This is a genomic window from Vibrio sp. RE86 (assembly GCF_013114545.1).
GTDB lineage: Bacteria > Pseudomonadota > Gammaproteobacteria > Enterobacterales > Vibrionaceae > Vibrio.
The window spans coordinates 188,862-201,881 of sequence record NZ_VTXI01000008.1 but is presented as its reverse complement, the minus strand read 5'-3'; the positions used below and the strand labels follow the sequence as shown (position 1 = coordinate 201,881).

The 13,020-nt window shown below is 43.5% G+C and carries 13 protein-coding genes; 12 read left to right on the top strand and 1 reads right to left on the bottom strand.

Annotated elements, in window-relative coordinates:
• The first annotated feature begins 370 nt into the window (after nt 1–370).
• The 9 genes from F0231_RS10330 (at nt 371) to F0231_RS10290 (ending at nt 9,521) form a co-directional block, all read left to right on the top strand.
• Complete coding sequence (locus tag F0231_RS10330; RefSeq protein WP_171759649.1) at nt 371–541, top strand: hypothetical protein; 171 nt, start codon at nt 371–373, stop codon at nt 539–541.
• 152 nt (nt 542–693) lie between these two features.
• Nucleotides 694–1,341 (top strand): GTP cyclohydrolase II, encoded by a 648-nt coding sequence (gene ribA, locus F0231_RS10325; protein WP_171759648.1) that lies wholly within the window; start codon nt 694–696, stop codon nt 1,339–1,341.
• Between the two features lie 168 nt (nt 1,342–1,509).
• Complete coding sequence (locus F0231_RS10320) at nt 1,510–2,772, top strand: imelysin family protein (protein WP_171759647.1); 1,263 nt, start codon at nt 1,510–1,512, stop codon at nt 2,770–2,772.
• Nucleotides 2,773–2,892: 120 nt separating this feature from the next.
• Complete coding sequence (locus F0231_RS10315) at nt 2,893–4,287, top strand: di-heme oxidoredictase family protein (RefSeq protein ID WP_171759646.1); 1,395 nt, start codon at nt 2,893–2,895, stop codon at nt 4,285–4,287.
• A 9-nt stretch (nt 4,288–4,296) separates the two neighbouring features.
• Entirely contained in the window at nt 4,297–5,331 is a 1,035-nt protein-coding gene (locus F0231_RS10310) for an imelysin family protein (protein WP_171759645.1), read from the top strand.
• Nucleotides 5,312–6,400 (top strand): DUF1513 domain-containing protein, encoded by a 1,089-nt coding sequence (locus F0231_RS10305; RefSeq protein ID WP_253825770.1) that lies wholly within the window; start codon nt 5,312–5,314, stop codon nt 6,398–6,400. The genes F0231_RS10310 and F0231_RS10305 overlap by 20 nt, the downstream gene beginning before the upstream one ends.
• A gap of 104 nt (nt 6,401–6,504) precedes the next feature.
• Nucleotides 6,505–8,058: a murein L,D-transpeptidase gene (locus F0231_RS10300; RefSeq protein ID WP_171759644.1), complete on the top strand. Its 1,554-nt coding sequence runs from the start codon at nt 6,505–6,507 to the stop codon at nt 8,056–8,058.
• Nucleotides 8,059–8,241: 183 nt separating this feature from the next.
• A complete protein-coding gene (locus tag F0231_RS10295) occupies nt 8,242–8,784 on the top strand; it encodes a DUF882 domain-containing protein (protein ID WP_171759643.1) in 543 nt (180 codons plus the stop codon).
• Between the two features lie 80 nt (nt 8,785–8,864).
• Nucleotides 8,865–9,521, top strand: a complete 657-nt coding sequence (locus F0231_RS10290) for an MBL fold metallo-hydrolase (RefSeq protein ID WP_171759642.1) — start codon at nt 8,865–8,867, stop codon at nt 9,519–9,521.
• Between the two features lie 90 nt (nt 9,522–9,611).
• Here the strand turns inward: F0231_RS10290 and F0231_RS10285 are convergent, their stop codons facing one another.
• Nucleotides 9,612–10,289 (bottom strand): DUF2982 domain-containing protein, encoded by a 678-nt coding sequence (locus tag F0231_RS10285; RefSeq protein ID WP_171759641.1) that lies wholly within the window; start codon nt 10,287–10,289, stop codon nt 9,612–9,614.
• A gap of 221 nt (nt 10,290–10,510) precedes the next feature.
• On the opposite strand from F0231_RS10285, the gene F0231_RS10280 reads away from it, so the two are divergent.
• From F0231_RS10280 to F0231_RS10270, 3 genes are all read left to right on the top strand, one after another.
• On the top strand, nt 10,511–10,885 hold the full coding sequence (locus tag F0231_RS10280) for a MarR family transcriptional regulator (protein ID WP_171759640.1): 375 nt from the start codon (nt 10,511–10,513) through the stop codon (nt 10,883–10,885).
• 385 nt (nt 10,886–11,270) lie between these two features.
• Nucleotides 11,271–12,359: a TRAP transporter substrate-binding protein gene (locus tag F0231_RS10275; RefSeq protein ID WP_171759639.1), complete on the top strand. Its 1,089-nt coding sequence runs from the start codon at nt 11,271–11,273 to the stop codon at nt 12,357–12,359.
• 122 nt (nt 12,360–12,481) lie between these two features.
• On the top strand, nt 12,482–13,015 hold the full coding sequence (locus tag F0231_RS10270) for a TRAP transporter small permease subunit (protein WP_171759638.1): 534 nt from the start codon (nt 12,482–12,484) through the stop codon (nt 13,013–13,015).
• Nucleotides 13,016–13,020: the final 5 nt, after the last annotated feature.

Below are 13,020 nucleotides of genomic sequence, written 5' to 3'. Positions count from 1 at the left end.
AGAAAGAGCGCGTGGAACAGCAACAATTAGCGTTGGACTAAACAAAGGCCCCCTTTTAGGGGGCTCACACAAAGCCACCTTCTTTAGAAGGTGGTAATTTACTTAATAGACCTTTATTTATTAAGTTCATTGCAGCGTAAGATATATAAAAATATCCTCTTGATGCACAATTAAAATGATCATCGTAAAAGATCAAAAATGATCATCTAAATCGCCGAGATGTAAAGAAAATTTTTAACGAAAAAATGATAATTCAGTTCAATTTTTCTGTTTAGTGATTGCACACTGTGTATATTTTGTTATCATTTTCATAATTAGATGAATAAATAGTTGTTTTGGATAAAAGCTAGGCTCTTAGGGAAAAGCGGTTATGTTAAATATATCTCAACTCAAGACGGATTTTTATGCGCAGATTAATGCGATTCAAGCTTATGCTCTCCCTCAAACAAAGCCTACGCTTTCACTGCTAACAGAAGAGGAGCTTCAGGAGTTAGAAACACTCTGGGTTGAACATTCTGTATGGAAGCAACAGCAAGGCTAAGCCTCAAAACCGATACATGATAAACCTCACGACTTGGTCGCTGAGGTTTTTTATTGTCTTGTGCTTGAAATGTTATAATATAACAAAAGTAAACCAATCATTGAAATATGGCGTAACAGTCCCCATAGTTAAAACCAGACCGAGGCATCTAAATGAATGCAGCGAAAGAAATAGAAAAATCAGAGATTCGAGTGAGTAAAGATATGGCGGAAGTAAGAGCCAGAGTTGAATTCAAAGTAGGTGCTAAAAGCAACATTGATGCTGAACTTCTATCCTTCCACGGATTGAAAACGGACAAAGAGCATGTCGCTGTTATCTTTAAGCAGGCAGACAAAACCCAAGAAGCACCGCTTGTTCGCATGCATTCCGAATGTTTAACCGGCGATGTATTCCACTCTTCTCGTTGCGATTGTGGTGAGCAGCTTGAAGAGACGATTAATCGCATGGCTGAAGTTGGCGGCATCATTTTATACCTGCGCCAAGAGGGCCGAGGTATTGGTTTGTACAACAAGATTGATGCGTACAAACTCCAAAGCGAAGGCATGAACACTTACGAAGCAAACAATCATCTAGGTTTTGGTGATGATTTGAGAGACTTCACTGAAGCTGCTCAGATGCTTGAAGCATTAGGAACAAAGAGTGTTCGCCTAGTGACAAACAACCCTAAAAAGATAAATGATCTTAAAGGGTATGGAATACAGATTGATGAAGTTGTCAATACTTCCGCACACATCAAAGATGGCAACGAGTCATACCTTCAAGCGAAAGCCTCTCACGGTAAACACAATCTAGACGTTTAAGTCCTTGATACATCTATGTTGATAAAAGCCTCACTTTTGTGAGGCTTTTTCGTTTTCGGCTTGCAAAAAAATTGTAAGTTTGTATTATTCGCACCTACCTATGCAAATGATAATAATTTGCATCAGCAAAGAAGAATAATTATTAAGCTCAACAAGGATGCTTTTCAAATGAATGTAAAATCTCTATTAGCTCAATCAATCGCAGCTTCAATGCTTATCGCAAGTGGTTCTGCTTTCGCAGCAACTGTGACTAAAGATCAAGTCGTTGAGCATTATGCTGACGTTGCTCATGCTGTGTTCGCTGACTCTCTGAAAACAGCAAAAACGCTTAATGCTTCGATCGATACTTTCCTTGCTAACCCAACAGCGGCTAAGTTTGAGCAAGTAAAACAGGTTTGGCTTGATTCGCGTGTACCGTACCAGCAGTCTGAAGTTTTTCGTTTTGGTAACGCGATCGTTGATGATTGGGAAGGCCAACTTAACGCATGGCCGCTAGATGAAGGTCTAATCGATTACGTTTCTGCAGATTACCAGTATGAACTAGGTAACGAAGGCGCAAGCGCAAACATCGTAGCAAACTCTAAATTGGCGATTGGTGCATCAACACTAGATGTGTCAAAAATTACTCCTGAGCTTATTGCTGATCTAAATGAAGTAGGCGGCTCAGAAGCTAACGTAGCATCAGGCTACCACGCGATTGAATTCCTACTTTGGGGCCAAGATCTGAACGGCACTAACGCAGGTGCTGGTCAACGAGCTTACACTGATTTCGTTGTTGGCGCAGAGTGTACAAATGGCAACTGTGACCGCCGTGGTGAGTTCCTTAAAGCCGCAGCTGAGCTTCTAGTTCAAGACCTTGAGTGGATGGAAAACCAATGGTCTGCAGACGCAAAAGGTAATTACCGTGAAGAGCTACTAAACGACTCAGCTGACAATGGTCTTCGTAAGATGCTATTTGGTATGGGTTCACTATCATTAGGTGAACTGGCTGGTGAGCGTATGAAGGTTGCTCTAGAAGCGAACTCTACTGAAGATGAGCACGATTGTTTCTCTGATAACACTCACAACTCACACTACTACAACGAGCAGGGTATCTACAACGTATACACTGGCCTTTACAAGCGTGAAGACGGCACACTTCTATCTGGCCCAAGCATCCATGATCTTGTTGCTCAAGAAGACAAAGCGGCAGCACAAGAGATTCAGAAGCAGTTTGACGTGACTCGTTCTCAAGTAGGGCAATTGGTGACTTCTGCTGAGAAAAACGGCCAGTTCTTCGACCAACTAATTGCATCAGGCAATGCTCAAGGTAACGCTTTGGTGAATGACACTATTATGTCACTTGTTGCTCAAACTGCTCAAATCGAGCGTGCAGCTAAGATTGTTGGTATCACAAGCCTAAACCCAGACACAGCTGACCACGAATTTTAATTCTAAGCTGAATAGAAAATAAAGGGCTCATCTGAGCCCTTTTGCTGTTTTATATCGACTCGCTTTTTGAGAATTATTCCCATTTATAAAGTGTGGTCATTATTTGTTTGAGAGCCCCTAATGAAGTTGTACACCAAATCTGTTCTCGCCAGTCTACTTTTACTGAGCACGACCTCCCAGGTCTTTGCTTATGATGTTAAATCAGGCGGTGACACGTCTGTGAAGAAAGATGGCGCAAATGCTTTCTCTTTGCCTGCTGGTAACCTACCAATGTCTAAGCGCCTTGACTTCAGCGTTGGTAATAGTTTTTTCCGTAATCCTTGGGTCCAAGCACCAGCATCAACGGATGCACGTGATGGTTTAGGTCCACTGTTTAACACCAATGGCTGCCAAAATTGTCATATTAAAGATGGCCGCGGACATCCGCCGGAAGAGAACGATCTGCATGCAGTATCGATGTTGGTTCGTTTAAGTATTCCAGCAATGACAGCGGAGCAGAAGAAAGCGTATATCAAAGATGGAGTAATTCCTGAGCCAACGTATGGTGGGCAGCTTCAAGACTTTGCGCAGCAAGATCAAAAACCAGAAGGTACGATCAATATTCGTTACGAAGATGTGCCAGTTAGATTTTCTGATGGCACGACGGTGACACTACGAAAACCCATTCTAACTATTACAGACCTTGGTTACGGCGACATGCACCCTGATACACAAATGTCGGCTCGAGTTGCACCGCCAATGATTGGGTTGGGGCTACTAGAGAGTATCCCTGATGAAACGTTACTGAAATGGTCAGACGAACATGACAAAGATGGCGACGGCATATCAGGCAAAACCAACTTAGTTTGGGATGTACAAGCGAATGACTTTGCTATTGGTCGATTTGGTTGGAAAGCAGGCCAACCGAACCTAATGCAGCAGAATGCGGCTGCTTTCAACGGAGACGTGGGTTTAACCAGTAACTTGTTCCCTAACGAGAATTGTACAGCCAACCAAACTATCTGTGATGACTTGCCAAATGGTGGCTCACCAGAAGTGAGTGATAACATCCTAGACTTTGTAGAGTTCTATTCACAACATTTGGCCGTTCCGATTCGTCGAAATGTAAAAGACCCACAAGTGAAACTTGGACAAGAGCTTTTTGCCAAAACGGGCTGTGATAGTTGCCATAAAACAGATGTGAAAACAGGTGTACGTGAAGGTTTGCCAGCACTGTCTAACCAAACCATTCACCCATACACTGATATGTTATTGCATGATATGGGGCCAGGCCTAGCTGACAACCGACCTGAATATCTAGCAAACGGACAAGAATGGCGTACAGCTCCGCTGTGGGGTATCGGCTACACCAAAGAAGTGAACGACCACACCTATTTCTTACATGATGGCCGAGCAAGAAACCTTATGGAAGCCGTTCTTTGGCATGGTGGAGAAGCAGAAATGGCGAAGCAAAACGTGCTGAAGTTAAGTAAACAAGAAAGAGATGCGTTGATCGCATTCCTTAACTCTTTATAGGATTAAGTGATGACATTTAAACTGACAACGCTGAGTGTTGCAGCTGCACTAGCTTTGGTAGGTTGCCAGTCAACCACATCGGGTGATTCTGCTCAACCAGAGAAAACAAATCATCTAAGCCAAAGTGTGTATGAAGTTGAGTTTTCATCTGCACAGACGTTCAAATCGCAATCTCAGCTACTCGCAGAGAGCATGCGAAACTACTGTGAATCGTCTGAAAGCATCGAAGCTCTGAAAGGTCAGTGGCATCAAACTATGGTGTCATGGATGGCTTTGCAAGGGCAGGAACGAGGCCCAGAGGCGGCACTTGCCGAGAGCTGGAATATTCAGTTTTGGCCGGACAAGAAGAACACGACTGGTAGAAAAATGAGCCAGTTAACTCAGCAGGCGAATGTTTGGACTGAACAAAATATCGCTTCTCAGAGCGTGACGGTCCAAGGTTTAGGTTCGATTGAGTGGTTACTGTATGACACAGCATCAGACCTAACGACAAACAGCAATACCTGCGTAACAGCGCAAGCCATCACTCAAAATATTGAGTCAAATGCTGGCAAAATTGCTCAAGCTTGGTCAAACAACCCATGGGTTGAACTCGATGAAAAGCAGTGGAATTCAGAATACATTGCACTGCTATCGAATCAACTAGAATACAGCATGAAGAAGATGAGCCGCCCTCTGGCAAACTTCGGTAAGCCTCGCCCTTATTTTGCAGAGTCATGGCGTTCTGAAACTTCGATGCTGAATTTAAAAGCAAATGTAGAGGCTCTTCAAGAGCTGTATTTCGCAAAGGGTCAAGGCTTAGATGCCACACTTCGTGAAAGAGGAAAAGCGTCACTCGCAGACAGTATTTCGAATCAATTCGCGATGACAATCGAGACATGGCCAACAGAGCAAAGTTTATTTGATTTGTTGCAAACGAAATCAGGCTACCAGAACGCTTATTCTCAGTTTAATAAACTTGAACAGCTGCGATACCTGATTCATGAGGAAGTCGCTATCGAGCTAGGTGTAATTATAGGGTTTAATGCAACTGATGGTGACTGATACAACTCGACGCTCACTGTTAAAAGCCGCTCTTTTCGGAGCGGTTTCTCCATTGGTTGGTTGTGCTGCAACGTCGAAGCACTTAAATGCAGAGCCAAGGTTAATTGGGTGTTCTATTTCTGGGCGTGATCAGTTCAATGCTGTGGTTACCGATGTACAGGGTAATCCCATTCGACAGATTCCATTGCCAGAACGTGGACATGGTGTTGCCTCGAATGCGGCGTTAAAACACGCCGTTGCTTTTGCACGTCGTCCGGGAGTCTACTTCCAAGTGTTTGACTTCACGACAGGAGAGCAAATAAAGCTGCGAGTCGCGGACAAAAACCGACACTATTATGGTCACGGTGTCTATTCGAACGACGGACAGTGGTTATACGCTACTGAAGGAGAACGCGGGACTAGCCGAGGCATCATTGGCGTATATGACGTGTTAGCAGGTTACGAAAAAGTGGCTGAGTTCACGGGGTTTGGTATAGGCCCTCACGAAGTTATCGTCATGCCTGATGACTCACTCGCCATTGGTGTCGGAGGCGTGCATACCGATGGCCGTAACCCTCTTAATCTCGATACAATGACGCCGAGTTTAAGCTATTTGAACCGAAATGGTGAAGTCATCGAACAAGTTGGTCTGAGTGATAACAAGCTTAGCATTCGACATTTGGCACATGATGGATCTAAGACCGTACTGTGTGGTCAACAATATCGTGGAGAGCCAGATGAATATCCATCGCTTCTGGCTATGCATACTTCAGGAGGGGAACTGCAACCATTGAAGGCCGAGCCTGAGCAGTGGGCACGTTTCAACCACTATATCGCCAGCATCGCTGCGACCCATGATTGGATTTTGGCGACATCACCTCGTGGCAATTGTTATGGGATCTGGTCTAAACATACACAAGAACTGGTTGAGCTTTCTCCGTTACCTGATGCATCAGGAGTAGTTGCAGAAGGGGGAGTGTTTAAAGTTAGCTCTGGAACAGGAGCGGTAGTGAGCCAGTCAGAACCCGGTGATAAATCCGTATTTAATTCGGAAATTCAATGGGATAACCACTGGTCTTTCATAAAGTAGATGCCTGATAAATAAACTTGATCTGGTTATGATTCTCATAAACTAGTCACTCTGTCTTCATTTATCTCTGCCATACTTTAAGTTCGGTAGTAAGGGAGACGAAGATGAGAAAATGGACTATTTGGCTGCTGTTGGTATTTTTGTTTCCATCGGCAGGCTACGCTTCTCAGTATTTTACCAAAATAGGTTGGCTAGAATCTGATAGCCAGCTTCATAGACTGCTGCAGTTCCCTCAAGAAGTGACAACGATTTATCAAGACAATGATGATCAAATGCTCTGGTTCGATCTTCAACAAAGCAGCAAACTAGAATTCCAGCTCGAAATTATTCATCGTGCTGGTTTTAGCTCTTTGTTTTCTCGACAACTCAACTACCTTCAGTTCTATCGCAAGAGCAATCGCTGGCAAGAGTATGACTTGCTTGCCACGGACACATTGCTGCTCTACCTAAGTTATGCTCAAACCGCCAAACGTGAGGGCCAATTCTGGTTTTTTGATCAGCCTTTGTCAGGCACTTTACCAACACCGCCGAAAAGCACGTTGATAGCGGTCAAGCGTGGTGTCAGTCAACAGCAGTTGGGTGAACTTATTGAAGCGTACACGCCTGACTCTCCAAGTTATCAGTATCTGGTCGATACCTACCTACACTTAATGCGATTCCAAAAACTTGATATTCCGCTTTACCGACAGTCGGGGCTCACCAAAATAGGGGCTAATATCGAGAATAGGGACGTTTTGTTACAGCGTCTGGCCATCGTTGACATTGATTTGATTGACGTTAGAAAAGATATTGAATGGTTTGATCAGTCTCTGCAAACAGCGGTGAAGCAGTTTCAATCTTTACACGGCCTAAAACCTGATGGCGTGATAGGACCAGATACGCTGAAATGGATTAATATGCCGATCAACAGCCGACTCGCGACATTGGCCATAAATGCGGAACGTGTTCGCTATTGGCCTGAGCAGCGAAATACCATCATTGTCGTTAACGTACCAAGTTTTGAAATGACCTATTGGTCTTCGGGAGAGGAGATATTTGAGTCAAAAGTGGTCGTAGGAAAAACGGAAAGGCCAACACCATTGATGATTACCAAGTTAGATTCGCTGATCTTGAACCCATCATGGAACGTACCATGGAAAATCATGGTCGAGGATATTATTCCTAAGATTCAAGAGGATAGAGAGTATCTAACGAGGCAGAATATTAAGATATTGCCTAAATGGGGATCGAAGGAAGAGATCGACCCAGAAAGTATCGATTGGGACAACCTCACGCCAAGTGCTTTTCCATATCGAATGACCCAACTTTCAGGTGATAGAAATGCGCTGGGTTTGTACAAATTTAACACACCAAATAGACGGGCTATCTATTTACACGACACACCAAGTAAAGGGCTTTTCTCTAAGCAGGCGAGGGCTTTCAGTTCGGGTTGTATTCGAGTTGAACATGCGGATATATTTGCCGATCGCCTTATTGAGTCGCAAGGTCTCACGTTTGATGACTCAAAAAATGAAGAACTCACATCAAATCAATCGATTCCGTTAAAAAGTCGCATTCCTGTACACATCATTTATCAAACGGCATGGTATGAGGAAGGCAATGTCCATTACAGGGAAGATATTTACCGGTTAGACCGGCATAGTCTTTCGAAAGGATGAAATTGACATATAATTTACAATTTTATCAGATCCTAAATTTTATTAGTCTGTTCAATAATTAAGCGATAAAGCGTGTTCAAAAGTCTATTTTGAGCACGCTTTATGCATTTGCACTTCATGAAAGAGTTATGTAGTGTCGCCTCTCGACACAGTTCTACAACTAATTTATGAAGGTAAATCATAGTGGCAGTATCCCGACGAGATTTTCTTAAACTGGCCGGAAGTGGCTTGGTAGTGGCGACATGTACACCGAGCATCGCATTTGCATCCTACCCTGATCAACCGCGTACTTTAGCGTTGTCTAATCTCCATACTAGAGAAGCATTAGAAACCTGCTATTTTGATGGTAGTAACTATGTTGAGCGTGAACTCAATCGTTTGAACCATTTATGTCGTGATTTTAGACGTAACGAAGTTCATCCAATGGACAAACGCTTGTTTGACCATATTACTAAAATCCAGAGAACGCTTGGCGTAGACGCTGAGGTGCAAATCATCTCTGGTTATCGCTCTCCTGCGACCAATGAAGCTTTACGTGGCAAATCGAGTGGTGTGGCGAAAAAGAGTTATCACATGCTTGGACAAGCCATCGATTTTCGTCTTGATGGGGTCGACTTAAAGCTTGTCCGTGATGCAGCTAGAGAGCTACAAGCAGGTGGAGTTGGTTACTATCCGGGTAGCAACTTCATCCATATCGATACCGGTCCGGTTCGCTACTGGGCGTAAACACCCTTACTTTCGGTGTTGTCAAAGTGCTTGGCAAGTGTCATAGTTCTGCCAGTTTAGATTGTTACCAAGGTTTAGATATGTCACTTAAATATCAAGTTGTTCCAGTTACTTCGTTTTCTCAAAACTGCTCTATTGTTTGGTGTGATGAAACAATGGAAGGTATCGTGGTTGATCCAGGCGGTGACGTGAAGCAACTTGCTATGTTGATCAAAGAGCTTGGCGTAAAGGTGGTTAATCTTGTATTAACTCATGGCCATTTGGATCATGTGGGTGGAACAGAGCCGCTAGCGCGTGAGCTTGATAGCGTGAAAATCATAGGCCCACATAAAGACGATAACTTTTGGCTTCAAGGTCTTGAAGGACAAAGCCAAATGTTTGGTTTTCCATTAACGGAAGCATTCGAGCCTGATCAGTGGTTAAACGAAGGCGATAAAATTAAGTTTGGTCATCAAGAGATGGATGTGATCCATACTCCGGGACATACGCCGGGTCACGTGGTGTTATTTAGTGATGAAGCGAAACTCGCGTTCGTAGGTGATGTTCTTTTTAATGGCTCTGTTGGTCGAACAGATTTTCCGAAAGGCGACTTTGATACACTGATCAACTCTATTAAGAGCAAACTTTGGCCTCTTGGTAACGAAGTGCGTTTTGTACCAGGCCATGGACCAGAGTCTACGTTTGGCCGTGAACGTGCGTCTAACCCGTTTGTCGCGGACGAAATGCCGCTTTACTAGTCAAATACAGATTCCGAACAAGGCTACTATTCAAAGTGGCCTTTTTTATGGGCTCTTCCCCCAACTGGAGTGATTATCATGGCGTTTCACTCAATTACTTTCCGTCTCTTTTTCTGCTGCCGCAAGATATTTACGAATCAAACCAACAAATTCATCTGCTGGACGATCAAGGTCATGCGCTGAAATGAAAATATCATAATCAAAATAGTCTCTTTGATAGATCATCCGATTGGCCAGCATCGCTTGAAGACCGTAGTAGACTTCGCCCACTGAACTACGGTACATCTTAGAATCAAGCACCTGATCTTCGAACTTTTCTCCTTGTTTATTTTGTCTCGCTCCTAAGTAGAGTAGGGCGCGTTGGCTTAACAGTATTTCTGTGGCAATTCTCGGACAGATGCTATCAAGGTATGGTGAGTAGTGATGCAGTTTGATTCCAATCCAAGGTAAAGGTTGGTGCCAACCGTCATTTTCATAAGTACAAATCCCGATGCGCTGTACATTATTCCATTTTATTACCCATCCACCTTTGAATAGATGCTGTTGGAAGTGACTCGCTGTAATCGTGTAGCGAACGGTCCCTTTCAACACCATGAGATAACCAAACCCAATAAGAGCACTGATGGCCACAATTGTGAGAAATCCCTGTTCTATGCCGGGTGCGTAGAGCAACAGAATTAGGCAGCCGATGGCAAAGATTCCTCCTAACCATTTAATCGTTATTGAAGAGAACACAAAAGGTTGATTGGTAAGGTGTACGGTTTCCATACAAGGTTACTCTAAACAACAAAACACATCTGTTTATATAATCAGTGGTTCTGGATTCGATCACTAATACTATTGATTAAATTGTAGTCTCATGTCCGAATATCGCGTATTTTTGTGCCATAAAGCCACCCTTGCCCTGTAAATAGCAGCAAATTTTTGGTATAAATCGCGCTTCAAATTTTCACCACTGCTCCGTATGCAGTGAACTGGAGAAATACTCGATGAGACTTGCTCATAAGCGTAAAGTGCAGCTTAAACTGCAAAAGCGCATTAAGGCGACAGTTGCGAATGTTGAAGCGACACAGACAGTGAAGCCTGTAGTTGAGAAGAAAGTAGCTGCAAAACCAGCAGCGGAGAAAGTTGTAGCTGCGGCTAAAACAACTGATGTTGCGCTTACTCCAAAGCAGCAACAAGTTCTAGATATCGTTGCGAAAAACGCAGAAGGTATCAACCCTAAAGGTATTGGCCTAGTTGCTGGTCAAGAAGATGCTAAAGCGGCTTCTTGGGCAACAGGCGCTCTGAAAAAACTGCTAGAAGAGAACCTAGTCGTGAAAGAGCAACTAGCTGGCAACAAAGTTATCTACAAAGCAGTTTAATTGCCGCTAGTAAATCCAACGTTATGGATTTCACACCTTGAAAGCCTCGATTATTTCGAGGCTTTTTCATTTTCCTAGCTTATATTTAATAACTTCGTCACAGTTCAGACCAATTTATCGAAAATCCCTCGGGAACTAATTACTACGTAGTTTTTCGTTGAATCCATTCCTCTTGCTTCATCTAAATATCTGAAAATAAATAAACAATAGATACCTGCCTTATTTGGACTACGTAGATATACGTACTTCTTTGGTCTAAATACGCATTGGGTTGTTAAATTTAGTCCGTGTTCACGCTTATTTCTAAATCGTTATTGATGAACGAATCTGTAAGGGAAATAGAACATGCCTCAAAAGGTATGACCCGTAAACAAAGGACGTGAACATGAGTCTTATCAAACAATCGCTAAAACGAGTATTTAAAGGCACTGTAATGGTGGCAGCATTAGCAATGGCTGCGACTTCTGTCAGTGCTGCTGAAAAGGTTTATCGCTTAAAGCTGGCTGAAACGTGGGGACCTAACTTCCCAATATTCGGTGATGCGACTAAGAATATGGCTAAGATGGCGGAAGAAATGTCGAATGGACGTTTACAGATCCGTATCGACTCTGCCAATAAACACAAAGCGCCTCTGGGTGTCTTTGATATGGTTAAATCTGGTCAGTACGACATGGGGCACTCTGCGTCATACTACTGGAAGGGTAAAGTACCAAACACGCTCTACTTCACTTCTATGCCTTTCGGTATGCTGCCAACTGAGCAATATGCTTGGTTCTACTATGGTGGTGGTATGGAGTTGATGGAGAAAGTTTACTCTCCTCATAACCTTCTTTCTTTCCCTGGTGGTAACACAGATACTCAGATGGGTGGTTGGTTCCAAAAAGAGATTAACTCTGTTGATGACCTTCAAGGCCTGAAAATGCGTATCCCTGGCTTCGCTGGAGAAATCCTAGCAGAGCTTGGTGCGAAGCCAACGAACATCGCACCGGGTGAGCTATACACGTCTCTAGAACGCCGCACTATCGATGCTCTAGAGTGGGTTGGCCCTTCTCTTGACCTTCGTATGGGTTTCCACAAAATCGCACCTTACTACTACACAGGTTGGCATGAGCCAGGTACAGAGCTTCAGTTCCTAGTGAACAAACGCACGTGGGAACGTCTACCTGATGACTTGAAAGCGATTCTTCAAGTAGCGATGAAGACAGCTGCTTACGATATGTACACTCAGTCTAAGCATGAAAGTGGTAAAAACTGGGCGTCAATCAAGTCTGAGTACCCTAACGTAGAAGTAAAAGACTTCCCAGAGTCAGTAATGAGCGCATTGCGTGAAGCAAACGACCGTCTACTGAAAGAACACGCAGACAAAGACGCAACGGCGAAAGAGATTCAGCAATCACAGGCTGATTACATCAATCAGGTTCGTCCATGGTCTAACATTTCACACCGTGCTTACCTAAACAGCCAAGCGCAATAACTCATAAATAAAAACACAGATTAAGTGACGTTGTCACTTAATCTGTGAAGCCCAAGAAAATTTATCTATACAAAGCGCCACCTAAACGAGTGGCGCCTTTTCAAAATTCCATGGAGTAGGGAATGAGAAGCCTAATCTATATCGAGCGAGCATTTAATCGTTTTGGTGACTTCTTAGGATGGTTATCAAGCATATTGTTTATTTTGCTTCTCGCTAACGTTGTGTATGACGTAGTAATGCGTTACGTGTTTAACGATGTGTCAATTGCATTTCAAGAGATGGAGTGGCACCTTTTCTCTGCTGTATTTCTGCTAGGCGTTCCTTACGCAATCAAATCAGGCGGCCATGTGCGAGTTGACCTGTTTTATGAACGCCTTTCAAACAAAGCTCAAGCAATTATCGACTTACTTGGTACGCTCTTTTTTTTATTTCCTTTTTGTTTGTTGGTGGCCTATTACGGTATCGACTTTGCGAAAGAAAGTTACGCGCTCGGAGAAACGTCAGGCGACCCAGGCGGCTTGCCTTATCGCTGGATCATCAAAGCCATGATTCCTCTTTCATTCCTGTTTATGGCGATCAGCGGTGTCGGACTGCTTCTTCATTCATTAAACAAAATCGTCAACCCGCATCTAATGTACGCGCAAGATAAGAAATAAGGAGA